The organism is Mesorhizobium sp. M0011, from assembly GCF_040324155.1.
GTDB lineage: Bacteria > Pseudomonadota > Alphaproteobacteria > Rhizobiales > Rhizobiaceae > Mesorhizobium.
On record NZ_JAMYVQ010000008.1, the window covers coordinates 92355 to 117040 of the forward strand.

Consider the following 24686-nt stretch of genomic DNA (forward strand, 5'->3'; position numbering starts at 1 on the left):
AGAATGAGCGTTCCGTTACACGGGACGAAATGCAATGTGACTTTCACGGCAGGCCGGCCATCCCTAAATAGTGCTGGTTTTCCGGGGATTCGGGGGCTTTCTGCATGTGCGGTATCGTTGGAATCGTCGGCCACTCGCAGGTTGCGCCGCTCATCGTCGATGCGTTGAAGCGGTTGGAGTACCGCGGCTATGACTCGGCCGGCGTCGCCACCATCGAGCGTGGCGAACTCGCCCGGCGCCGTGCCGAAGGCAAGCTGATCAACCTGGAGCGCCGGCTCAAGGACGAGCCGCTCGATGGCACGATCGGCATCGGTCACACGCGCTGGGCGACGCATGGCGTGCCCAACGAGACGAATGCGCACCCGCATTTTTCCGACGGCGTCGCCATCGTCCACAACGGCATCATCGAGAATTTCGCCGAATTGCGCGAAGAACTTATCCGCGACGGCTATTCTTTTTCGTCGCAGACCGACACCGAGGTCGTGGCGCATCTGGTGGCGCGCGAACTCGCCAGGGGGCTGAAGCCGGTCGAAGCCGCGCACCAGGCGCTGAAGCGGCTGGAAGGGGCCTTCGCGCTGGCCATCATGTTCAAGGGCGATGAAGACCTGATCGTCGGCGCGCGCAACGGTCCGCCTTTGGCCGTCGGCCATGGCGATGGCGAGATGTTTTTGGGCTCCGACGCCATCGCGCTCGCACCGTTCACCAATTCGATCACCTATCTCGAAGATGGCGACTGGGCGGTGGTGCGCCGCGGCGGCGTCACCATCTTCGACATCGACGGCACAAAGGTCGACCGCAAGCGCCAGCAGTCGCTTTCGACCAGCTTCATGGTCGACAAGGGCAACCGGCGCCATTTCATGGAGAAGGAAATCCATGAGCAGCCCGAGGTCATCTCGCACACGCTGGCGAATTATCTGGATTTTGTCGGCGGCGTCTCCAAGCCGCTCGACCTGCCTTTCGATTTCGCCAAAATCGACCGGCTGGCGATTTCGGCCTGCGGCACCGCCTATCTCGCCGGCCTGATTGGCAAGTACTGGTTCGAGCGTTACGCGCGGCTGCCGGTCGACATCGATGTCGCTTCGGAATTCCGTTACCGCGAAATGCCGCTGTCGAAGAACGATGCCGCCTTCTTCATCTCGCAATCGGGCGAGACCGCCGACACGCTGGCCTCGCTGCGCTACTGCCGCAAGGCGGGGATGAAGATCGGCGCCGTCGTCAATGTGCGGGAATCGACGATGGCGCGCGAATCCGACGTCGTGCTGCCGACGCTGGCGGGACCGGAGATCGGCGTTGCCTCGACCAAGGCGTTCACCTGCCAGCTGTCCGTGCTGGCATCGCTTGCCGTGCGTGCCGGCGTGGCGCGCGGGACAATCTCGAAGGAGCAGGAAAAGACCTTTGTGCGCGAGCTTTCGGAAGCACCGCGCTATGCCAATCAGGTGCTGAAGCTCGACAATCAGATCGAAAAGATCGCGCGCGACCTCGCGCACTATAAGAACGTGCTCTATCTCGGCCGCGACACCAATTTCCCGCTGGCCATGGAAGGCGCGCTAAAACTCAAGGAAATCTCCTATATCCACGCCGAAGGCTATGCAGCCGGCGAACTGAAGCATGGCCCGATCGCACTGATCGACGAGAACATGCCGGTCATCGTCATCGCGCCGCACGACCGCATTTTCGAGAAAACCGTGTCGAACATGCAGGAAGTGGCGGCGCGCGGCGGCAAGATCATCCTGCTCACCGACAGCAAGGGCGCGGCTCTGACGAGCGTCAAGACGATGGAGACGATCGTGCTGCCGGACGTGCCGGAAATCATCTCCCCGATCATCTACGCGCTGCCGATCCAGATGCTCGCCTATTTCACCGCCGTGTTCATGGGCACCGACGTCGACCAGCCGCGCAATCTGGCGAAATCGGTGACGGTGGAGTAGCTATCGGCAACTCACCATTTGCCACCGATCAACCGGCGGTAAATTTGTATCGGCCGATGATACATTTGCTTGCGTGCTGGTCTGAATCAATGTATGATACAGTCCAGAGGGCGCGTTATTGATCGTTTCGTTCAAAGGCAAGGCGGTCGAAGCGGTTGCCGAAGGGAAGGCGCCAAAAGGCTTTCCGCCGGATTTGGTTGCCCGCGGCGAACGTCGCCTCCGCGCAATTGCCAACGCTGCCCAACTGAATGACCTTCGATCGCCGCCCGGAAATCACCTCGAAGCCCTGAAAGGGAGCCGCGCCGGACAGCATTCAATTCGCATCAACGACCAATGGCGCATCTGCTTCAAATGGACCGACGCTGGCGCTGAAGACGTGGAGATCGTCGATTACCATTGAGCAGGCATTTGCCCTGAACCCTTGAGGACCCTGAATTATGCTCAAGTTCGCACGTCCAGTTCATCCTGGAGAATTCCTGCGCGAAGAATATCTCGCCCCGCTCGGCATGAGTGCCGGCGCGCTGGCAAAAAAGCTCAATCTTCCGCGCACCCGTATCGAGCGCATTGCCAAGGAGGAGATCGGCTTGACCCCCGATACGGCCCTCCGCCTCGCCAGATTTTTCAACACCACACCCGAATTCTGGATGAATTTTCAACAGGCCTATGAGCTTGAAACCGAAGCCAGGAAACTGGCGCCGGAACTCGAGAAAATCGAACCGCTGGAAGTGGCGGCATAATCGGCTCTTTAAAAACTTCGCAGTTCCAATACGTCCTCTGGTTCACTATGTTGCGCTGCAACCCGCGCCCCGGTGAACCATGTCCGATGCTCCCAAGACCTCCGGCGTGACCCGGCTGAGGAACTATTTCCTCACAGGCTTCGTCGTCTGTGCGCCATTGGCGATCACCGCCTATATCGCCTGGTCTTTCATCGGCTGGGTCGATTCCTGGGTGAAACCCTATATTCCGGCCCGCTACAGCCCTGACACCTATTTGTCGTTTCCGGTGCCGGGGTTCGGGCTGATCGTGGCGCTGATCCTGATCACGCTGATCGGCTTCCTGACAGCCAACATCGTCGGCCGCGCCATCGTCAATTTCGGCGAGCGCCTGCTTGGCCGCATGCCGCTGGTGCGGGGCATCTATGGCTCGCTGAAGCAGATTTTCGAGACCGTGCTGTCGAACAAGGGTGACATGTTCCGCCAGGTCGGGCTGGTCGAATATCCGCGCAAGGGTGTGTGGTCGCTGGTGTTCGTCGCCAGCGAGAAGGAAACCGAGATCAACCAGAAGCTTGACCAGGAAGGCGATCCGCTGATTGCCGTGTTCATGCCGTGCACGCCGAACCCGACCACCGGATTCCTGATGTATGTGCCGAAGTCGGACATCATGCTGCTCGACATGACGATCGAGGACGGCGCCAAGCTGATCGTCTCGGCCGGGCTGGTGGCGCCCGAGGTCAAGCAAATGGTTGTCGTGAATGGCGAGCCGATCGAGGGAATGCTCGCCAACCCGTCGGTTGCCGCCCTGGCTCAGCCGGCGCGCAGGAGCCGCACGGCCTCGTCGCGGCCGAACAAATAAAGCAGCAGGCGCAACGCCTCGCCACGCTGCGATTGCAGCTCTGGATCGCGCGACAGGATCAGCCTGGCGTCGTCGCGAGCGGCCTCCAGAAGGTCGGCATGCGCCTCGATGCGCGCCACTTGGAAACCTGGCGTGCCGGACTGGCGGGTGCCCAGCAATTCGCCTTCGCCGCGCAGCTTCAGGTCCTCCTCGGCGATCAGGAACCCGTCCTCGGTCTCGCGCATCACCGACAGCCGGCGTTTTGCGGTCTCGCCGAGCGGGTCCTTGTAGAGCAGCACGCAGGAGGAGGGTTTGTCACCACGCCCGACCCGGCCGCGCAACTGATGCAACTGGGCCAGGCCAAAGCGCTCTGCATGCTCGATGACCATGACGGTGGCATCCGGCACGTCGACGCCGACCTCGATGACCGTGGTGGCGATCAGGATGCGTGTCTCGCCTTGGTTGAAGGCGCGCATCGCCTCGTCCTTGTCGGCACCTTTCATGCGGCCGTGAACGAGCCCGATACGGTCGCCGAACAATGGTTTCAGCGAGGCGAAGCGGTCCTCGGCCGACATCAGCTTGATTTCTTCGGATTCCTCGACCAGCGGACAGATCCAGTAGATCTTCTGGCCGCCGGCGACGGCGTCCACCATGCGGTCGACCAGTTCGTCGAGCCGCTCGAGTGGCAGCGTAACGGTACGGATCGGCTGGCGGCCGGCCGGTTTTTCCGTCAGTTTCGACACGTCCATGTCGCCGAAAGCGGTCAGCACCAGCGTGCGCGGGATGGGAGTGGCCGTCATCACCAGCATGTCTGGCGCGTCGCCCTTGGCGGTGATGGCGAGCCGTTGATGGACGCCGAAACGGTGCTGCTCGTCGATCACGGCAAAGACCAGGTCGTGGAACATGACCGTCTCCTGGAACAGCGCATGGGTGCCGACGACGATGTCGATCTCGCCGCTTGCCAGGCCGGCCAGCGTATCAGCGCGTTCGCGGCCCTTCTCGCGGCCCGTGAGGATGGCGATGCGCAGCCCGACCTTGGCGGCAAGCGGCGTGATGGTCGCCAGATGCTGGCGCGCCAGGATTTCGGTCGGTGCCATCAAGGCTGCCTGGCCGCCAGCCTCGACAGCCCGCGCCATGGCCAGCAGCGCGACGACCGTCTTGCCGGAGCCGACATCGCCCTGCAGAAGCCGCAGCATGCGCTCGGGATCGGCGAGGTCGGCATTGATTTCGGCTAGCGCGAACTCCTGGCTCGATGTCAGCGAATAGGGCAGTGCGGCTCGCAGTTTTTCGACGATGCGGCCGTCGCCGACCAGGGGGCGGCCGGACAGGCGGCGGACTTTTGCCCGCACCAGCGCCAGCGAGACCTGGCCCGCCAGCAGCTCATCATAGGCGAGGCGCCGCCAGGCAGCGCCATCGACGGAGACATCGATCGGGTCGGCCGGATTGTGGATGCGGGCAAGCGCGCCGGCAAAGGAGGGAGACGTGTGGCGGCGCATGAAAGCGCCCTCCTGCCATTCGGGAAATTCGGGCACACGCGCCAGCGCCTGGCCGATCGCCCGGCGTAGCACCTTGCCCGAGAGCCCGGCTGTCAGGGGATAGACCGGTTCGACCAGCGGCAGGTTTTCCGCCTCGCTGGCCAGCGCGATATGGTCGGGGTGGACCATGCTCGGGCGGCCATTGAACCATTCCATGCGGCCCGAGACCACGACATGCTCGCCCTCGGGCATCGCCTTTTCGAGGTAGGAAGCGTGAGCATGGAAGAAGGTCAGCGCGATCTCGCCGGTGTCGTCATGGGCGAAGACCCGGTAAGGCACCGACCTGTTGCCGCGCGGCGGCGGCTGGTGGCGGTCGATGCGCACCTCCAGCGTCACGATCTGGCCCTCCGCGGATCCTGCGATGCCCGGCCGGCTGCGGCGGTCGATGACGGTGTGCGGCAGCACGAACAGAAGGTCGCCCGCGCGGGCGGGGCGGTCACCGAGGTCGGCGGCGACGACCTTCTCGATCAGGGCGCCAACCTTCGGCCCGACGCCGGCAAGCGAGGTGATCGGAACAAAGAGCGGATCGAGGATGGTGGGGCGCATGATGTCAGCTTATGTCGCGGCGGTTACAGCGCAAGGCTGACAGCACCTTCTATCCACGCTATATGCGCCGCAGCAAGTGAGGATGCGGCACAATGACTGGAACGACGAGATCAAGCGAGGGGTTGGACGCCCACCGCCGCAAGCTTCTGTTTCGCTCATGGCATCGCGGCATGCGCGAGATGGACCTGATCCTCGGCACTTTCGCCGACGCTGAGATCGGCGCCTTGACGGCTGAGGAAATCGACCAATATGAGAGGCTCCTCGACATTCCCGACACCGAATTCCTGCCCATGGTCACCGGCGAACGCCCGGTGCCGGCCGACATCGATTGTGCCGTCCTGCAAAAGATCCTGGCTTTCCGCCGTTCTCTGACATTCTGAACACAAGCAATTCCAGGAAAAGTACGAAGCGGTTTTCCCTGGGGAATTGCGATAAAAACAAGACCGTGATTTGATGACCCTCATTCCCACCATCGGTTTGCCGAAAGACCGCGCCGGTCAGTTCATCGTCGACGGCGTCGCCGATGGCTACGAAGCCTTTGCGCTGGTGCAGGCAGCACTCGAGATCGCGCCCGACAAGCCGGTTCTGTTCGTCGCGCGCGACGGTCAGCGCCTGCCGGCGATCATCGAGGCGCTGTCTTTCGCGGCCCCCGGCCTGCCGGTGCTGGAACTGCCGGCCTGGGATTGCTTGCCCTACGACCGCGTCTCGCCCGGCTCGGATGCGGCCGCCAAGCGCCTCGATGCACTGACCGCCATGATCGCGCTGGCGAAGAAGCCGCACCGCGCCGTCATTCTCACCACCGCCAATGCGCTGCTGCAGCGCATTCCGCCGGCGGATCTCGTCGAGGCACAGACCTTCCACGCCAGGCCCGGCAACCAGATCGACATGAACGTACTGGTGTCGCGACTGGAAACGTCCGGTTTCGAACGCGTGCCGACCGTGCGCGGTATCGGTGAATTCGCGGTGCGCGGCGGCATTCTCGACCTTTTCGCCCCCGGCTGGACCGAAGCGCTCAGGCTCGACTTCTTCGGCGACACGCTGGAATCGATCCGTGTCTTCGACGCCGCCACGCAGCGCACCACCGGCCAGCGCAAGTCGATGGCGTTGCAGGCGATGAGCGAAGTGGCGCTGACGCCGGAAACCATCAGCCGTTTCCGCCGCTCCTATATCGAAGCCTTTGGCGCTCCACAGCGCGATGACGGGCTCTATGCAGCAGTCAGCGAAGGCAGGCGGTTTGCCGGCATGGAACACTGGCTGCCGTTTTTCTATGAGCGGCTGGAGACGGTGTTCGACTATCTGCCTGACACGCCTGTCATCTTCGACCATCTGGCGCATGAGGCGCTGGCCGAGCGCCACACGCTGATCCTCGACCACTACGAGGCGCGCAAGAAGCAGGCGGACGGTGCCTTGAAGGACGCCGTGCCCTACAAGCCGGTCGCACCGGACCTGCTCTATCTCTCCCCGGAAAACCTGATTGCCTCGCTAGGGCCGCGTGAAGCAATCGACTTCACCCCATTCGACGCACCCGACGTTGGCGGCAAGAAGGTCTATCACGCCGGCTCGCGCCACGGCCGCAGCTTCGTCGAGGAGCGCGCCGATCCGAACGCCAACGTGTTCGATGTCGTCGTCAAACACATCGCCGATGAGCGCGCGGCGCGCCGCCGCGTCGTCATAGCCGGCTGGACCGAAGGCTCGCTCGACCGGCTTGGCCAGATCCTTGCCGAACACCATCTCGGCAACCTCAAGCAGGTGGCGACGCTGGCGGAAGCCGAAAAGCTCGAACCGGGTCAGGCGGCCCTGGCCGTGCTGCCGCTCGAATCCGGCTTCGAGACCGAAAAACTGGTCGTCGTCGCCGAACAGGACATTTTGGGCGACCGGCTGATCCGGCGTTCGAAACGCAAGAAGCGTCCCTCGGATTTCATCGCCGAGGCCTCGGCGCTGTCGGCCGGCGACATTGTTGTTCATGCCGACCACGGCATTGGCCGTTTTATTGGCCTTCGCACCATCGAGGCGGTCGGCGCACCGCATGACTGCCTGGAAATCCACTATGCCGGTGACGACCGGCTGTTCCTGCCGGTGGAAAATATCGAACTCCTGTCGCGCTACGGTTCTGACACGGCCGAGGCGACGCTGGACAAGCTTGGCGGCGGCGCCTGGCAATCGCGCAAGGCGCGGCTGAAGAAACGTCTGCTCGACATGGCCGGTCAATTGATCCGCATCGCCGCCGAGCGGCAGATGCGCTCCGCACCCCCACTGGTGCCGGCAGAAGGCCTCTATGGCGAGTTCGCGGCCCGCTTCCCCTATGAAGAGACCGACGACCAGCAGACGGCCATCGATTCAGTGCGCGACGATCTTGCTGCCGGCAAGCCGATGGACCGGCTGATTTGCGGCGATGTCGGCTTCGGCAAGACCGAAGTGGCGCTGCGCGCTGCCTTCATCGCGGCGATGGAAGGCTTTCAGGTGGCGGTTGTGGTGCCGACGACATTGTTGTCGCGCCAGCATTTCAAGACCTTTTCGCAGCGTTTCTCCGGCCTGCCGATCCGTGTCGGCCAGGCGTCGCGGCTAGTCGGCGCCAAGGAACTGGCCGAGACCAAGAAAGGTATCGCCGAGGGCCAGGTCGACATCGTCATCGGTACGCATGCGCTGCTCGGTTCCGCAATCTCGTTCAAGAACCTTGGCCTGCTGATCATCGACGAAGAGCAGCATTTTGGCGTCAAGCACAAGGAGCGGCTGAAGGATTTGAAGACCGACGTGCACGTGCTGACGCTGTCGGCGACGCCGATCCCGCGCACGCTGCAACTGGCGTTGACCGGGGTGCGCGAACTGTCGCTGATCGCCACGCCGCCGGTCGACCGCATGGCGGTGCGCACCTTCATCTCGCCCTTCGATCCGCTGGTCATCCGCGAGACGCTGCTGCGCGAGCGCTATCGTGGCGGCCATTCCTTCTATGTGGTGCCGCGCATCAGCGATCTCTCGGAAATCCATGATTTCCTGAAGGAATCCGTGCCGGAGTTGAAGGTGGCGGTGGCCCATGGCCAGATGCCGCCGGGCGAACTCGACGACATCATGAATGCCTTCTACGACGGCCAGTACGATGTGCTGTTGTCCACGACCATCGTCGAATCCGGCCTCGACATCCCGACCGCCAACACGCTGATCATCCATCGCGCCGACATGTTCGGCCTGTCGCAGCTTTATCAGTTGCGCGGCCGCGTCGGCCGCTCGAAGGTGCGCGCCTATGCGCTGTTCACGCTGCCGGCCAACCGCAAGCTGACCGACACCGCGGAGCGGAGGCTGAAGGTGCTGCAATCGCTCGATACTCTGGGCGCCGGCTTCCAGCTCGCCAGCCACGATCTCGATATCAGGGGCGCCGGCAATCTTCTCGGCGAAGAGCAGTCCGGCCACATCAAGGAGGTCGGCTTCGAGCTCTACCAGCAGATGCTGGAAGAGGCTGTCGCCGAGGTGAAGGATTCCGGCGAGGTCCAGGATGGCGGCTGGTCGCCGCAGATTGCCGTCGGCACGGCGGTGATGATCCCGGAAAGCTATGTTCCGGACCTGCAGCTTCGGCTGGCGCTTTATCGCCGTCTCGGCGATCTTGAGAACACCGAGGAAATCGACGCTTTCGGCGCCGAGCTGATCGACCGCTTCGGCCCGCTGCCGGAAGAGGTCAAGCATCTGCTCAAGATCGTCTTCATCAAGGCGCTCTGCCGCAAAGCCAATGTCGAGAAGCTCGACGCCGGGCCGAAGGGCGTCGTCATTCATTTCCGCAAGCGCGAATTCTCCAACCCGGTTGGGCTCGTCCGGTTCATCGGCGAGCAGGGCTCGCTGGCCAAGATCCGGCCGGACCACAGCGTCGTCTTCGTACGCGATTGGCCAACCCCCGAGAAGCGATTGGCGGGCTCGGCGGTGGTCATGACGCAGTTGGCGCGGCTGGTGGAGAAGGCGGCATAGCCCGCCCGGACCATTCGCCAGCGCTTGAATTCCGGTCTAGAATAGGAAATCGGCTTCGTGTATGGAGCCGCGATCCCCAAATGGGGGCGGGAATGGCGGAGTATAGGCCGCTGGAAAGAGCGTTGGGTGCAGCGATGACGAAATGGTCGCCGAATTCGTGGAGAGCAAAGCCGATCAAGCAGGTCCCTGCCTATCCGGACCTTGCCGCGCTGAAGAACACGGAGGCCCAGCTCGCAACCTTTCCGCCGCTGGTTTTTGCCGGTGAGGCGCGCAAGCTGAAGAAGCAGCTCGCTTCTGTCGCCGCCGGTGACGCATTCCTCCTGCAGGGCGGCGATTGCGCCGAGAGCTTCGCCGAGCATGGCGCGGACAACATCCGCGACTTCTTCCGCGTCTTCCTGCAGATGTCCGTGGTGCTCACCTTCGCCGGCGCGCAGCCGGTGGTGAAGGTCGGCCGCGTTGCCGGCCAGTTCGCCAAGCCGCGATCGTCCGACAACGAGACCAAGGGTGAGGTGACGCTGCCCAGCTATCGCGGCGATATCATCAACGGCATCGAATTCGACCCCAAGTCGCGCATTCCGGACCCCGCTCGCCAGGAGATGGCGTATCGCCAGTCGGCGGCGACGCTCAACCTTTTGCGCGCCTTCGCGCAAGGCGGCTATGCCAGCCTGGAGAATGTGCACCGCTGGATGCTCGGCTTCGTGTCCGACAGTCCGCAGGGCGAGAAATACGAGTCTCTTGCCAACCGCATCACCGAGACGATGGACTTCATGAAGGCCGTCGGCATCACCTCGGAAACCAACTACGCGCTGCGCGAGACCGATTTCTACACCAGCCACGAGGCGCTGCTGCTCGGCTACGAGGAGGCACTGACGCGTGTCGATTCGACCTCCGGCGACTGGTACGCCACCTCGGGTCACATGATCTGGATCGGAGACCGCACCCGCCAGCCCGACCATGCGCATGTCGAATATTGCCGTGGCATCAAGAACCCGCTCGGCCTGAAATGCGGTCCGTCGCTGACGCCGGACGGCTTGCTGGAGCTGATCGACCTGCTCAATCCCGAGAACGAGCCCGGCCGGCTGACGCTGATCGCCCGCTTCGGTTCCGACAAGGTCGCCGACCATCTGCCGAAGCTGGTGCGCGCGGTGCAGAAGGAAGGCCGCTCCGTGGTGTGGTCGTCGGATCCGATGCACGGCAACACGATCGAGGCCGCCGGCTACAAGACGCGGCCGTTCGACCGCATTCTGAAGGAGGTGCAGACCTTCTTCGAGGTGCACCGCGCCGAAGGCACGCATCCGGGCGGCATCCATGTCGAGATGACCGGCAAGAACGTCACCGAATGCACCGGTGGCGCGCGCGCCATCACCGCCGAGGAATTGCAGGACCGCTACCACACCCATTGCGATCCGCGTCTTAACGCCGACCAGGCGATCGAACTGGCGTTCCTGGTCTCGGATCTGTTGAAGAAGAGCCACCCGGTGCAGCACAAGCAGGTTGCCAACGGCTGATTTTCGCGCAGTCCGAATAAGATCCACGAAAGGGCGTCCGACAAATCGGGCGCCTTTTATGTCTGCGCTAGTCCAGTGTTCCCGGCACCAGCGGGCAGGGACTGTCAGTCCTTCTTGTAGAGCAGCCAGCTCTTGCCGGCCCGGGGGCCTGCCATCGTCGAGTGCCTGGTGACGCGGTTGCGGCCGCTGACCTTCGAGCGATAGAGCGCCCGGTCGGCCTTGGTGTAGAGATCTTCGGGTCCTTCGGCTTCGGACGCCATGCAGATACCCATCGAGACGGTAACGGTGCCGTAATTCGTACCGGCCTGGCTGCTGGTGAACGGCGTCTGCGCGATCAGGGCACGAATACGCTCCGCGACGTCATAGGTGGCGTCCTCGCTGGCGCCCTCGATGATCAGCGCGAACTCCTCGCCGCCGGTGCGGGCGACGAACATGTCGCCGCGAATGCTGGTCTGGAAAATATCGGCGATGCTCTGGATGATCTTGTCGCCGACCGGGTGGCCATAGCGGTCGTTGATGTCCTTGAAGCGGTCGATGTCGGCAAGAACCAGGGCGTTGAACAGGATACCCCTGTTGCTGTTGTAGATCCTGGTGATCTCCTTGTCGAAGGCGCGCCGATTCCAGATATGGGTCAACGGATCGGTGTCGGCCAGCCGCTTATACTCCTCAAGCTTCGACTTGACGCTCTCGAGTTCGGCCGTCTTGTCGCTGAGCGTCGAGGCCACCTGCCGGCCGTGATCGATCGTCGAATTGGTGGCAACCGCCATGGCGTTGGCGATCTTCTGCAGGAGATCCTGAGAGAGAAGGCTGCGGCCGCTGAGGCCGCTCGATGTCTCATCGAGGATCCTGCCGTATTTCTCGATGTGGCTGCGCTCGCTCCGCAGCAGCGAAGCAACCTCCTCAAGCTCCCTGGCAATGACGTCTCTGGCATGCTCGACGATGCCAGGACCATGGTTGTGGGCAAAGAAAGTGCGCCCGATCTGATCCAGTTCATCTTGTGTCGGCCGGCTGGCCAGCGAAACGACGGCCAGGCTGAGTTCGCGATTGGTGCCGCTCAGGGCCTCATAGAAGATCTCGTAATTGCGCGGCAGGCCGAGCACGCCCAACTGGCGCATTGTCGCGACAACATTGGCTGCCATGTCGGTGCTTCGTTCGGTCGGGACAGCTGCCGGCTGCATCTTGGTTCTTCCCCTCGGATGTTCCGCGGAATTCACGGATTCCCTTTGTCGCCGAGCCCTGGGGAATGCGACCGACGCTTCGGAAAAATTTGCGAAAGGATGCGTCCCCACCCACGGCCTTCGCTTGCAGGTGACCATAAATGCGCTGTCGCTAAAGTTTCCTTAACTGGCAGAGGTTCAGCGGGTTTTCTCTGTCTGGGGGCTGTAAAAGCCGTAATCCGCGCGTCCAACAGTTGGAAACAACGCCGGTGCGGCGGCTTGAATTCGCGATTCGCGCATCGCATTCTTGAAAGTGAAACCGAATTTCGGATTCTCCACGCCAGCACATGTCGCATTTGCTTGCGTGCGTGCGCCGCAAAGCTGGAATCCTGAAGGCGATGCCAGGCACTTTTCTTCAAGGAGGTCGACGTGAGTGATGGTCACCAGGGATCGTGTCTGTGCGGAGCCGTCCGCTTCAGAACGAACGGAGCGCTGCGTGGCGTCGTCTATTGCCATTGCTCGCAATGCCGCAAGCAGAGCGGACATTTCTATGCCGCGACCAATGTTGCCAACGCCGACATTGTGATCGAGGGCACGGAAAGTATCACCTGGTACGAAGCCTCTACCTTCGCCAGGCGTGGGTTCTGCAAGGCATGCGGATCGGTGCTGTTCTGGAAGCCGCGAGACCAGGACTACGTTTCAGTCATGGCGGGATCGTTCGACAAGCCGACAGGCCTTGAGGGGGAATGCCATATCTTCGTCGGTGACAAGGGCGACTATTATTCGATCGACGACGGGCTGCCACAGTTTGAAAAGTCGACACCGTCCATACCGGTTGCTGAATGAATCTTGGACAAGTCACCTTATTCCATTGATCTGCCCAGCCATTGCATTATCCCGTGCCGGTGATTCGCAAAGGGGTTTGGCATGCAGCGGCTGATCGATGCTTATTTCAATTCGGTGCGGGCGTTTCGCAAGCTGGCCACCAGCGAGAAGGCTTTCCAGCAGGAGCTGATGCTGCTGGCGCTTGCCTTGCCGCTCGGCTGGTTCGTTTCGATCTCGTGGCGCGGTTATGCTTTGCTGATCGGCGCCGTGCTGCTCTTGATCATGGTCGAAGTGCTGAACACCGGCATCGAGGCGGCATGCGACGCTTTCAGCCGCGAGTTCAATGTCGATATCCAGTTGGCCAAGGATTGCGGTTCGCTGGCGGTGCTGATTTCGGTGCTCATCGTCGCCGGCGTCTGGGGTATCGCCATTATCGAGCGGATTACGGGACTACCGATCTAGCCTTTCGATGCCTACATGCCAGTCACCAAAGGAGACTGTCATGTCCGAAGCCACGAGCTTTCTGCTTCTTGAGCGTGCTGGCCTGCCAGACGATCTGCGCTGGCTCGTCGAAAAATACCCGCGTGAAAACTGGCAGGACCATGCCAACATCCATGGCATCGCCAATATGTGGCTGCAGCGGCACGACATGTTCCGCGAACTTGGCGGCATGCTGGCCAACGGTATTGGAGACTACCGTGAGGGACGGCTGACGGCGCCTGATTTCGCGCGCTGGTTCGCGCCGCGCCTCGATCATTTTCTTGGGCATCTCGACGGTCACCACAATGTCGAGGATTATCAATATTTTCCGGTCTTCGCCAAGGCCGAGCCCCGTTTGAAGCGCGGCTTCGAGATTCTCGATGCCGACCATCACACCATTCATGAAGGGCTGGAGCGCAATGCCGAGGCGGCCAATGCGTTCATCAAGACGCTTCAGGAAAACGAAGACAGACAGCGCTTTGCCGCCGACGCCTATGCCGACGAAAACAGCCGGCTGATCGCTATGCTGACAAGGCATCTTGCCGACGAGGAAGACCTGATCATCCCGCTGATCCTCGATCGGGGGGATCAGGCGCTCGGCGTGGATTGACGATCAGTCCTCCCTGGCGCGTTCCTTCCTGGCGATGTGACGGGCGACGAGCCATGCCAGAACGGCCACGGTCAGGCCGATGCCAAGCCCGATCAGCAACCGTTCGTGATGCATCAACGCCTGGCCGATGACGTGCTCGGCTCCCAGTCCAAAGACATAACCGATCGTGCCGAACAGTACCGCCCAGACCGCCGATGAAAGCGCGTTGAGGATGACGAAGCGCGGCGCGGCAATGTTGGAAAGCCCGGCTGCAATGCCGCCGACGAGGCGCATGCCATAGATATAGCGGTTGGACAGCACGAAAATGTCGGGATGGGTGTTGAGCAGCCGAAAGGCGCGGCGGAAGCCGGGCCGTTTGCGCAATCTGACGACATAGGGATGGTCGGCGAAGCTTCGTCCGAGGATGAAGAAGAAAGTATCGCCGACGAAGGCGCCGAGCGCGGCCGCAAGAACCGCGTGCCACAGGACGAAGACCTGCTGGTGGGCGAAGAAGCCGCCAAGGATGGCGGCACTTTCGCCCTCCGCGACGCAACCGATAAAGACCGCGAGCAGCCCGTATTGTTCGATGAAATGATGGATCGCGTCGGTCATGAAGCCGACTGCTGCGAAGACAGCCTTTCGTCGATCCGCTTGACGAGATCGGCCAGCCGCACGATCTCGTCGCGCATACCGAGGATCTGGCCGTGGCGGAGTTCATCCAGCTTTTCATGCAGCGCCATGATCTCGATCTCGGCCTTCAGATTGACCTCATAATCGTGGGCGGCGTCGATGCGGTCGCGTTCGGTCTGGCGGTTCTGCGCCATCATGATCACCGGCGCCTGCAAGGCGGCGACCATCGATAGAACGAGGTTCAGGAAGATGAACGGGTAGGGATCGAAGGCGTCGCGTGACAGCAGCCACACATTGCCTGATGTCCACAGGATCAGAAAGGCGAGAAAGGTCAGGATGAAGGACCATGAGCCGCCGATGCGGGCGATCGTATCGGCAAGCCGGTCGCCGAAGGTCTGGTGGAAGGCAACAGCCTTGTTGGTGTCCCGCGAGATGGTGGTGCGTTCGAGCGTCGATTGCAGCACCCGGCTTTCGAGTTGGCTGAGGCCGTCCGGCCGCCGCTTGAGCCAGCGGTTCGCCAGGTCGTCGATCGTCTTGTTCATGGCCATCTCCAGGGTCTTTGGCTTGCCGTAAGAGGTAGAGGCTGCCGGCTCACACGGGAAGTGTTAGATTGATTCCAGTTGCCGAGGGACCAATGGCCGATTTCAAGAAAATTCGCGCACGCGCCGCAAAACGCAAGGGCGGCGAAGAGGAACTGACGTCGCTGCTGGGTCCGGCGCCTGACAATGCCGCCGTGGCTGACATCGCCGATGACCGCATTCTCTCTGTTATGGCCGAACGCGTCTTCGCCGCTGGTTTCGTCTGGCGGGTCATCGAGCAGAAATGGCCAGGCTTCGAAGAGGCGTTCCTGCGCTTCGAGCCGAAGCGGCTGTTGTTCCAGCCCGATGATTTCTGGCACGATCTGACGGCCGACCAGCGCGTCGTGCGCAACCCGCAGAAGATCAGATCCGTGCGCGACAACGCTGCCTTCGTCGAGCGCGTGTCGAAGGAATATGGCGGTTTCGGCCAATTCCTCGCCAACTGGCCGGCTGACGACCAGGTCGGGCTGATGGCCTGGCTCGGCAAGCATGGCAGCCGGCTGGGCGGCAATACGGGCCAGTATTTCCTGCGCTGGCTGGGTTGGGATGCGTTCGTCATCTCGGGCGATATGGCCGCGGCGTTGCGCGACGCCGGCCTAGACATCGCCGAAAGCCCGACTTCGAAGAAGGACCTGGACAAGATCCAGAGGCAAATCAACCAATGGGCAGCGGAGACGCATCTGCCGCGCCGGCATATTTCACGCATCCTGGCGATGTCGATCGGCGAGAACCATTCGCCGCAAGCGCTGCGCGAATATATGGGCGACGACTGATACCTGGTCGTATCGCCACGATTGAAGTACGTTGATCGGTCCGTACACGGTTGACGTATGTCAATCGGTCCGAATTGGTCCAAACGAACGCCATTGCCCGGGCAATTTTGCCGCGCTAAGTCAGCAGGCATGACCAAGAAGCTCGACATCCTGCGCATCGCCGTCGCCCAGCTCAATCCGACTGTCGGCGACATATCAGGCAATCTCGCCAAGGCCCGCGAGGCGAGGGCGGATGCCGCACGTCAAGGCGCCGATCTCGTGCTCTATACCGAGCTTTTCCTCGCCGGCTATCCGCCGGAGGATCTGGTGCTGAAGCCGGCCTTTTTGAAAGCCTGCGAAAAGGCGGCACAGGATTTTGCCGCCGACACCGCGGATGGAGGTCCCGGCGTCATCATCGGCACGCCGTTGAAGCGCAAGAGCGGCACGCACAATTCGATCGTCTTCGCCGATGGCGGCAAGATCATCGCGGAACGTTACAAGCTCGATCTGCCTAACTACGGCGAGTTCGACGAGAAGCGCGTCTTCCAGGCCGGACCCGAGATCCAGGGGCCGGTCAATTTCCGCGGCGTGCGCATCGGAGTTCCGATCTGCGAGGACATCTGGGGCGATGTCGATATCTGCGAGTCGCTGGCCGAAAGCGGGGCGGAAATCCTGCTGGTGCCGAACGGCTCGCCCTACTACCGCGCCAAGATCGATGTCCGCCACCAGGTCGTCATCCGCCAGGTCATCGAATGCGGGCTGCCGATGATCTATGCCAACCAGCTTGGCGGCCAGGACCAGCTGATCTTCGACGGCGCCTCGTTTGCCATTGGCGCCGACAAGACGCTTGCCTTCCAGATGAGCCAGTTCGAGGAAGCGGTCGACGTCACTACATGGAAACGCCAGGGCGATCACTGGGTCTGTTCCGAAGGGCCGATGTCGAAAATCCCGGACCGGGAGGAGGCCGATTATCGCGCCTGCATGTTGGGCCTGCGCGACTACGTCAACAAGAACGGCTTCAAGAATGTGGTGCTTGGTCTGTCCGGCGGCATCGATTCGGCGATCTGCGCGGCGCTCGCCGTCGATGCGCTCGGCGAGGAACGCCTGCGCGCCGTCATGATGCCCTACCGCTATACCTCGAAGGACTCGCTGAAGGATGCCGAGGATTGCGCCCGGGCGCTCGGCTGCCGCTACGACATCGTGCCGATCTTCGAGCCGGTCGAAGGGTTTCTGCACGCGCTGACGCAGATGTTCGAAGGCACCAAGGAAGGCATCACCGAGGAGAATTTGCAGAGCCGCGCGCGCGGCACCATCCTGATGGCGATCTCCAACAAGTTCGGCTCGATGGTCGTCACCACGGGCAACAAGAGCGAGATGTCGGTTGGCTACGCCACGCTCTATGGCGACATGAACGGCGGCTTCAATCCGATCAAGGACCTTTACAAGATGCAGGTCTACGCGCTGTCGCGCTGGCGCAACAGCCACGTGCCGCCGGGCGCGCTCGGGCCCTCGGGCGAGGTGATCCCGAAGAACATCATCGACAAGGCGCCATCGGCGGAATTGCGCGAGAACCAGACCGACCAGGATTCGCTGCCGCCCTATCCGGTGCTGGACGATATTCTCGAATGCCTGGTTGAGAACGAGATGGGCGTCGACGACATCGTCGCGCGCGGCCATGACCGGGCGACGGTGACGCGCATCGAGCACCTGCTCTACATCGCAGAATACAAGCGAAGGCAGGCGGCGCCGGGCGTGAAGATCACCAAAAAGAATTTTGGCCGCGACCGCCGGTATCCCATCACCAATCGTTTCAGGGATCGCAGCTAAGTACCGAAAGCGCGCGGCGGTGCGGCCGGAGACAGCCATGCCCGATTGTGAAATCAGCTTCGACATGTCACGGATTGATTTCCGTGCGACATCGGACCTGTTGATGGCAAGCTATTGGGGCGCCGGACGCACTGATGAAGTCCATCGCCGCGCCTTTGCCAATTCACTGTGCGTCGGTGCCTATGTCGATGGCAAGCAAGTCGGCTTCGGCCGCGCGATCACCGACCGCACGGTATTCGCCTATCTCGCCGATATCATCGTCTGGCCGGAGAATCGCGGGCAAGGCATAGGAAGCCGGCTTGTTCAGGCCCTGATCGACCATCCGGAGGTCAGGACCGTTTTCCATTGGAGCCTGTCGACCAGCGATGCCCATGGCATGTATGAAAAGCTCGGGTTCAAGCCATCAACCGATGGCCGCTACATGCGCTTCGATCGCGTTCCTGAATGAGGCGCGGCTTGCCCGCCATTGTTGCAAAATAATCGCAGTGGTTGGACCAGATACGCTTTTGGCCTCAGCCCGTCTTGGCGATGCATCGAAGCGTCTCTATAACGACCGCTCCGCAATTGTCTTGCGGGAGGTCCGAATGGCAGTATTTCACATGGTAATGCGAGGCCGCGAAGCCTAGGTCTCATCCGGCGCTCCGCGAAGGTTTCCCCTTCGAGCGGACGCCGGATCGAGCACAGACTTATGCCGATGCCGATCGCCGCCCGATTAAGGGCGATACGCCAAATATGCCGCTCCGCTTCCGGGCAATCACTTGGCCCCTTGCGCGGCTTCTTCAATTTTTGACCTACTGGGATCGGGCTCGTTTGTGCCCGAATGACATCATGGCTCGTTTCAAGATCGATTTGCGCGCGAGCGCCTTTCGCAGCGTTCTTGGCTTCACGCTCACCCATTGGTGGCGCCAGCCCTGGCGGCTCTCGCTCATCATGGGCAGCTTCCTGCTGTCGACGCTGGCCGATGTGCTGACGCCGCTCTACTCCGGCCGGCTGGTGGACGCCGTCGCCAGCAGCGCCGGCGCCGACGCGATTGCCTGGAATGCCGCGATGACGGCGTTCTCGATGCTGATGGCGTTGGCGCTGGCCGGCGTCGTGTTGCGCAATCTTGCGTTCATGGGGATCGTCGAGTTGACGTTGAAGATGATGGCCGACATCGCCGCCGATGCTTTCCATCGCGTCCAGCGCTTTTCCACCGACTGGCATGCCAACAGCTTTGCCGGTTCGACCGTTCGCAAGGTGACGCGCGGCATGTGGGCGCTCGACCTGCTCAACGACACCATCCTCATCGCGCTGCTGCCGTCGGTCGTCATGCTGGTCGGCTCGACGTTGCTGCTCGGCTGGTTCTGGCCGTTGATGGGTGCGGTCGTTGCTGCCGGTTCGGTGCTGTTCATCACGGTGACGGCGCTGCTGTCGCTTGGCTATGTCGCGCCGGCGGCAAGGCTCGCCAACACCTGGGATACCCGCCTCGGCGGCTCGCTGGCCGACGCGGTCAGCTGCAACGCCGTGGTCAAGGGCTTTGGCGCCGAGGAGCGCGAAGAACGCCGACTGGCCAAGGTCGTCGCCAAATGGCGTGCGCGCACACGGCGCACCTGGGTGCGCGGTACCATCAACGGCACCACGCAAGGGGTGCTGCTGCTGGTCATGCGCGCCGCGGTGATCGGCCTGGCGCTGATGCTGTGGTCGTGGGGGCAGGCGAGCGCCGGCGATGTTGCCTTCGTGCTGACCTCGCTCTTCGTGCTGCAGGGCTATCTCAGGGATATCGGCACGCATATCCGCAATCTGCAGCGCTCCATCAACGATATGGAAGAGCTGGTCGATTTCCAGTCCGAACCGCTCGGCATCGAGGACCGGCCCGGTGCCAAGCCGATCCGGATCACCGAAGGACGGATCAGCTTTGACAACGTCACCTTTCACTATGGCCATCACCGATCGGCGCTTTACCGCGACTTTTCGGTCGACATCGCGCCGGGTGAGCGCGTCGGGCTGGTCGGCCATTCCGGGTCGGGCAAGACGACCTTCGTCAAGCTTATCCAGCGGCTCTATGATGTGAATGCGGGGGAAATCCTGGTCGACGGCCAGGACATCTCGCAGGTGGCGCAAGCCTCGTTGCGCGGGCAGATCGCCATCGTCCAGCAGGAGCCGATCCTGTTCCATCGGTCGCTGGCCGAAAACATCGCCTATGCCAGGCCGAGTGCGACGCAGGAGGAGATCGAGCATGCCGCGAAGCTGGCGAGTGCGCATGACTTCATCACCAACCTGCCGATGGGCTATGGCACGCTGGTCGGCGAACGCGGCGTGAAACTGTCGGGCGGCGAGCGCCAGCGCGTGGCGATCGCGCGCGCCTTCCTTGCCGATGCGCGCATCCTGATCCTCGACGAGGCGACATCGAGCCTCGATTCGGAGTCGGAGGTGCTGATCCAGCAGGCGATGGAGCGGCTGATGGTCGGCCGCACGACGCTGGTCATCGCGCACCGGCTTTCGACGGTGAGGGCGCTGGACCGCCTGCTGGTCTTCGATCGCGGCAACATCGTCGAGGAAGGCTCGCATGACGAACTGATCCGGCTGAAAGGCGGCATCTACCGTCGCCTGTTCGAACGCCAGGCGCTCGAGCTGACCAAGGGACTTGTGAGCTGACCTGAGGCGGCCTCCAGCTTCGGCCGGAGGCCGCCTCTGTCCGCCACGGTCAGCCCAGCGGACTGGAGCAGGGCATGCGATCGCAGGGCCGCGGCCAACCCGCCGATCAGCGCCGTGATTCTGGCCGACTTGATTGCCTGTGAAGTCCTGTCCGGATAGTAAGTCTTGAGACCTCTGTTCATCATACCGACCGAGATACGTTGTTTCTACCATTGGTTGATATATATCCGATGGAGGGCAACCTACGGACGTTCTTCACGATGCATCTTTCTGCAAATGCCGAGGAGAAGTTGGCTGCGCCGTCAGTGCTGGAATCTCAGCATGGCTCGGTTCGGCCGCTCGCCGCCGAAGATCTCGAGCGCGTCGCCGCACTCTTCCTGACGAAGTTTCGCCGGCGGCGGCGTCACCTCCTCGATCGCGCAATCGCCGAGACGGCCGCGTATATGAGAGAGATTTATCTCGACCCTGCCGGCCACTCCGGTGAAAGCAACGCTCTTGTCCAGATCAACCGGCAGGGTCGCCTGGGTGGATTCCTCGGCGTTCTGAGAGCCCGCTACGAGCTCAATGGAGCGGCATTGAATGCGGCGATCATCGGGCCGCTCATGGCCGACCCCGGCACCGATGACGGCTCGGCCGGACCCCAATTGCTGCGTGCCTTGCATCAAGGCGAATTCGATCTGCAACTGACCGATTCGGCCAACCGGACATCCTTGGCCTTCGCGCGTCCGATGAAGTATCAACTCCTGCCGGTGCATTGTCTGGGATGGACATATGTTTTCCGGCCGGCGGCGATGGCCGCCTCCGCACTGCACCGTAAATGGCCTGGCCTGCCTCGCCTTGTACTCGATCCATGCGCGAGAGCATTCGATGCTCTCGCGAAGAAAAGGTTCGAGCCCCCCGTCCTCCATTCATCGTCACATCGCACCCACCGTGAGCCGATCGATGCCGTGCAATTTGCCGAGAAGCTGCCGACTCTCCTGTCTGGTTACGCTCTTCGGCCGAGTTGGAAGGATGGGGAACTGCCACGACTGCTTGCGCTGGCGGCCGAGAAGCGGGCCGACGGCCCCCTTCATTTCGGTGGGATCTACGACGAAACGGGCAAAATGCTCGGTTGTTATGCCTTCTACGGTCAAGCCGGCGACATGGCGAACCTGTTGCAAATCCAGGCATTCGGATCGCACTGGGGCGCGACACTGGATGCGCTTGTCGCCGCCGCATGGGAGATGGGCTGCGTCGGCATCACCGGACAGACGCAAACCAAATTCATCCCCCAACTCTTTGGCTACAAGAATGTCTTCTTCCGCTATGCCGGGGGAACGATGGTCCGCTCGCGCATCGCCGAGGTCACGGAAGCGGTCCGCTCCGGCGACATTTTTATCGGTGGATTGGTGGGCGACCGCTGGACCCGCCTCAGTTCCGATGATTTCGGCCGCTGATCGCCTTCAACCGGTCGTCGGCCCCAGCGGCTGGCTACGCTTGGGTCACAAAGGCCGCCTCCGGACTGCGCGCCTCCTGAGGCGTCCACCGCCCGGTCTTTTCATTCCAGCCGCCATGTTCTATGTCTGCCGGGCAACGCGGGGGCGCGTCTTGTCAACCACAAAAGCATCCGGTACGTCCCGTTCATGACAGTTACCGTTCGTTTCGCCCCGTCGCCGACCGGCCGCATTCATATCGGCAATGCGCGCACGGCCCTGTTCAACTGGCTGTTCGCCATGAACAACAAGGGCCGATTCATCCAGCGCTTCGACGACACCGACATTGCGCGCTCGAAGCAGGAGTTTTCCGACGCCGTCCTCTACGACCTGCATTGGCTGGGCATTTTTCCCGACGCCACCGAGTACCAGTCGCGGCGCTTCGAAGTCTATGACGCGGCGGTCGAGAGGCTGAAGACGGCAGGCGTTCTCTATGCCTGCTACGAAACGCCGGAGGAACTCGATCTCAGGCGCAAGGTGCGCCGCACGCGCGGCCTGCCGCCGGTCTATGGCCGCGAGGCGTTGACCCTGACGCACGAGCAGATCGCCGAATACCAGGCCGATGGCCGCCAGCCGCACTGGCGGTTTCTCCTCCCCAATTTCTCAGGCGATCCACAACAGCCGGAACGCACCGAAATCCACTGGAACGACCTGGTGCGCGGCGAGGAAACCGTCGATCTCGCTTCGCTTTCCGATCCGGTCCTGATACGCGAGGACGGCACCTATCTCTACACTCTGCCTTCTGTCGTCGACGACATCGAGATGGGCGTCAGTCATATCATCCGCGGCGACGACCACGTCACCAACACCGGCGTGCAGATCGCCCTGTTCCAGGCGCTGGCTGCCGAGCCGCCGGTGTTCGGCCACCATAATCTCCTGACCACCGCATCGGGCGAGGGCTTGTCGAAGCGCACCGGCGCACTCTCCATCGAGAGCCTGCGCGAGGACGGCATCGAGCCGATGGCCGTCGCATCATTGGCCGTGCTGGTCGGCACTTCGGAGAATGTCGCGGCGGTGCCGACGATGGGCGAACTCGCCGAACGCTTCGATCCGGCGGCGACATCGAAATCCGCCGCCAAGTTCGATCCTGACGAGCTGTTCGTGCTCAACCGGTCGCTGCTGCACCATATGCCGTTCGCCGAGGCACAAGACCGTCTGATCGTGCTCGGCGTCTCCGGCGATCAGGCCGAACCGTTCTGGCTGGCGGTGCGCGGCAATCTCGACAGGCTGGCCGATGCGGTCAATTGGTGGCGCATCCTGCGCGAAGGGCCTCAGGAGACGCCGGAATTTTCCGATGAGGACCGCGACTTTCTTCGACAGGCGTTCGACCTGTTGCCGGAGGAACCCTGGACCGCGACGATCTGGAAGGACTGGACGGGCAAGATCAGGGAAGCGACCGGCCGCAAGGGCAAGGCGTTGTTCATGCCGCTCAGAACAGCCCTTACCGGACTGCCTTCGGGGCCGGAGCTTGCAGATCTATTGCCGCTGATGGGTCGGGAAGGAACGTTGGCCCGACGACCCTGACCTTCCGCTGTTCCGGCGGCAAGGCTGATATCGGCGACGTCACCGGCTTGGCGGAAACCCGCTTGATCGTCTCGCGGTCGAGCCCGCCTTCCTGATTGGCCAGCGTTTCGGGATCGGCACCTGGATCCGGTTTGGAGATCGGCACCGGAATGAACGGTGCGGAGTCCGTCTCGGGTTGCAACTGTTCCGGATTCGGCGGGTTGCCGGCGATGATCTGAAAACCCTGCGCGGCGGCGTTGCAGCCGCAAGCCGGCGGCCGCGACATATCGGGCTGCTTGTAGAGATAGGCGGTCGGCAATTCACTGTAGGGCCGGCCGGTGATAGATGACGTCATCGAGGCCGAATCGTCGCCCATGCCGCGCGAGTAGAAAACCTGCATTTCGGTGCCGGGGCAGCTCGATTCGCAATTCTTCTGGTCACGTTCGAAATCGCCAGCCGAGGCTGAGTTCGACATCGGGAAGAAGTAGCCGTCGCAGGTGCGCACACAGGAGGTGTGGAACTCACCGCCGACGCTCGGAAAATCGGGTATGCCGGGCTGGTTGAGCACCCGGCGGACATTGCGCTCCTCGCCTGGATCGTCGGGCGGGCTAGGCTCATCAAGCATATCGAGTTGCTGGCTGTTGCCGCCAAAAAGCTGATTGAACAGGTTTGCGCTGCCGCCGTCGCGGTTGGCTTCCTGCAAAGGCGTCCGCCCAAACGCTACGATGTCGTCGCGGCAGCCATTGGCGTCAAGCGCCGCCAGGATGCGTCCGCGGTCGCGGCGAGAGCCGCCGCCGGCCAGCCGCTCGCGCTTGTTCTGCAAGGCGTCGAGATTGGCATTCATGCGGTCGATCGTGGCGTTGAGTCCGGCGCATTGATTGAGGTTGCGACCAAACAGCGAAAAACCGCACCCGGCCCGGCTCGCCTGGCTGCGAGCCTTCGAAATCTGTTCATGCTGCCTGGCAATTGCGGAATCGTATTTCCGGATCAGCGCCGGACCGCCACCGCCGCCGCGCGAGGACGCGGCAAGATCGGCTTCCAGCTGGCGGCAGACCCGCGAAGCAGCCTGTGGCTCGGCCACCCCCCAGGTTGCAGACAACAGGAGGCCAAGCAGCACGGCAGCATGCGCCTGCTTCCACCCTCCGCTTGCCATCCGCCCAAACTCCGCCTGCCAAATCCCGACTGTTAGCCCCGCAAGGCTACCGTGTTCGCGGTTAACT

The 24686-nt window shown here is 62.4% G+C and carries 22 protein-coding genes; 16 read left to right on the forward strand and 6 right to left on the reverse strand.

Annotated features, from left to right (window positions below):
- Positions 1-104 precede the first annotated feature (104 nt).
- From glmS to NKK51_RS11800, 4 genes are all read left to right on the forward strand, one after another.
- Positions 105-1928, forward strand: a complete 1824-nt coding sequence (gene glmS, locus NKK51_RS11785; RefSeq protein WP_352552949.1) for a glutamine--fructose-6-phosphate transaminase (isomerizing) — start codon at positions 105-107, stop codon at positions 1926-1928.
- Between the two features lie 118 nt (positions 1929-2046).
- A complete protein-coding gene (locus NKK51_RS11790; RefSeq protein WP_352552951.1) occupies positions 2047-2328 on the forward strand; it encodes a type II toxin-antitoxin system RelE/ParE family toxin in 282 nt (93 codons plus the stop codon).
- Between the two features lie 37 nt (positions 2329-2365).
- A complete protein-coding gene (locus NKK51_RS11795) occupies positions 2366-2665 on the forward strand; it encodes a HigA family addiction module antitoxin (RefSeq protein ID WP_352552953.1) in 300 nt (99 codons plus the stop codon).
- Positions 2666-2744: 79 nt separating this feature from the next.
- Positions 2745-3500: a DUF502 domain-containing protein gene (locus NKK51_RS11800; RefSeq protein ID WP_352552954.1), complete on the forward strand. Its 756-nt coding sequence runs from the start codon at positions 2745-2747 to the stop codon at positions 3498-3500.
- Here the strand turns inward: NKK51_RS11800 and recG are convergent.
- Positions 3452-5560: an ATP-dependent DNA helicase RecG gene (recG, locus tag NKK51_RS11805; protein ID WP_352552956.1), complete on the reverse strand. Its 2109-nt coding sequence runs from the start codon at positions 5558-5560 to the stop codon at positions 3452-3454. The two genes, NKK51_RS11800 and recG, sit on opposite strands and share 49 nt — an antisense overlap.
- 92 nt (positions 5561-5652) lie before the next feature.
- Between recG and NKK51_RS11810 the strand changes: the two genes are divergently transcribed.
- The 3 genes from NKK51_RS11810 (at position 5653) to NKK51_RS11820 (ending at position 11019) form a co-directional block, all read left to right on the forward strand.
- Complete coding sequence (locus NKK51_RS11810) at positions 5653-5940, forward strand: succinate dehydrogenase assembly factor 2 (protein WP_352552958.1); 288 nt, start codon at positions 5653-5655, stop codon at positions 5938-5940.
- 73 nt (positions 5941-6013) lie between these two features.
- A complete protein-coding gene (mfd, locus tag NKK51_RS11815; RefSeq protein ID WP_352552960.1) occupies positions 6014-9511 on the forward strand; it encodes a transcription-repair coupling factor in 3498 nt (1165 codons plus the stop codon).
- A 134-nt stretch (positions 9512-9645) separates the two neighbouring features.
- The gene (locus NKK51_RS11820; RefSeq protein ID WP_013531905.1) at positions 9646-11019 is read left to right on the forward strand and encodes a class II 3-deoxy-7-phosphoheptulonate synthase; all 1374 of its coding nucleotides are present in this window, start codon (positions 9646-9648) and stop codon (positions 11017-11019) included.
- A gap of 104 nt (positions 11020-11123) precedes the next feature.
- Here NKK51_RS11820 and NKK51_RS11825 read toward each other — a convergent pair whose 3' ends face one another.
- Positions 11124-12197, reverse strand: coding sequence for a diguanylate cyclase domain-containing protein (locus NKK51_RS11825; RefSeq protein WP_352552962.1), 1074 nt, complete (start codon positions 12195-12197; stop codon positions 11124-11126).
- 177 nt (positions 12198-12374) lie between these two features.
- The gene (locus NKK51_RS11830; RefSeq protein ID WP_352552963.1) at positions 12375-12620 is read right to left on the reverse strand and encodes a hypothetical protein; all 246 of its coding nucleotides are present in this window, start codon (positions 12618-12620) and stop codon (positions 12375-12377) included.
- On the opposite strand from NKK51_RS11830, the gene NKK51_RS11835 reads away from it, so the two are divergent.
- From NKK51_RS11835 to NKK51_RS11845, 3 genes are all read left to right on the forward strand, one after another.
- Positions 12606-13022: a GFA family protein gene (locus NKK51_RS11835; protein ID WP_027036778.1), complete on the forward strand. Its 417-nt coding sequence runs from the start codon at positions 12606-12608 to the stop codon at positions 13020-13022. The two genes, NKK51_RS11830 and NKK51_RS11835, sit on opposite strands and share 15 nt — an antisense overlap.
- Positions 13023-13103: 81 nt before the next feature.
- Positions 13104-13463 (forward strand): diacylglycerol kinase, encoded by a 360-nt coding sequence (locus NKK51_RS11840; protein ID WP_023810560.1) that lies wholly within the window; start codon positions 13104-13106, stop codon positions 13461-13463.
- A 40-nt stretch (positions 13464-13503) separates the two neighbouring features.
- Entirely contained in the window at positions 13504-14091 is a 588-nt protein-coding gene (locus tag NKK51_RS11845; protein WP_352552965.1) for a hemerythrin domain-containing protein, read from the forward strand.
- Positions 14092-14094: 3 nt separating this feature from the next.
- On the opposite strand, the gene NKK51_RS11850 is transcribed toward NKK51_RS11845, so the two are convergent.
- The gene (locus NKK51_RS11850) at positions 14095-14682 is read right to left on the reverse strand and encodes a DedA family protein (protein WP_352552967.1); all 588 of its coding nucleotides are present in this window, start codon (positions 14680-14682) and stop codon (positions 14095-14097) included.
- Positions 14679-15242 carry a DUF1003 domain-containing protein gene (locus tag NKK51_RS11855; protein ID WP_128303553.1) on the reverse strand — a complete coding sequence of 188 codons (564 nt, stop codon included), beginning with the start codon at positions 15240-15242 and terminating at the stop codon, positions 14679-14681. The genes NKK51_RS11850 and NKK51_RS11855 overlap by 4 nt, the downstream gene beginning before the upstream one ends.
- Before the next feature lie 92 nt (positions 15243-15334).
- Here NKK51_RS11855 and NKK51_RS11860 point away from each other — a divergent pair, with 92 nt between their 5' ends.
- The 6 genes from NKK51_RS11860 (at position 15335) to gltX (ending at position 23487) form a co-directional block, all read left to right on the forward strand.
- A complete protein-coding gene (locus NKK51_RS11860; RefSeq protein WP_352552969.1) occupies positions 15335-16051 on the forward strand; it encodes a DNA-3-methyladenine glycosylase I in 717 nt (238 codons plus the stop codon).
- 129 nt (positions 16052-16180) lie between these two features.
- Positions 16181-17857, forward strand: coding sequence for an NAD+ synthase (locus NKK51_RS11865; RefSeq protein WP_352552970.1), 1677 nt, complete (start codon positions 16181-16183; stop codon positions 17855-17857).
- Positions 17858-17894: 37 nt separating this feature from the next.
- Positions 17895-18305 (forward strand): GNAT family N-acetyltransferase, encoded by a 411-nt coding sequence (locus NKK51_RS11870; RefSeq protein ID WP_127296171.1) that lies wholly within the window; start codon positions 17895-17897, stop codon positions 18303-18305.
- Positions 18306-18685: 380 nt separating this feature from the next.
- A complete protein-coding gene (locus NKK51_RS11875; RefSeq protein WP_352552971.1) occupies positions 18686-20491 on the forward strand; it encodes an ABC transporter ATP-binding protein in 1806 nt (601 codons plus the stop codon).
- 230 nt (positions 20492-20721) lie between these two features.
- Positions 20722-21927, forward strand: coding sequence for a hypothetical protein (locus NKK51_RS11880; RefSeq protein WP_352552973.1), 1206 nt, complete (start codon positions 20722-20724; stop codon positions 21925-21927).
- A gap of 186 nt (positions 21928-22113) precedes the next feature.
- Positions 22114-23487 (forward strand): glutamate--tRNA ligase, encoded by a 1374-nt coding sequence (gltX, locus tag NKK51_RS11885; RefSeq protein WP_352552974.1) that lies wholly within the window; start codon positions 22114-22116, stop codon positions 23485-23487.
- Here the strand turns inward: gltX and NKK51_RS11890 are convergent.
- Entirely contained in the window at positions 23405-24619 is a 1215-nt protein-coding gene (locus NKK51_RS11890; protein ID WP_352552976.1) for a DUF2865 domain-containing protein, read from the reverse strand. The two genes, gltX and NKK51_RS11890, sit on opposite strands and share 83 nt — an antisense overlap.
- Positions 24620-24686: the final 67 nt, after the last annotated feature.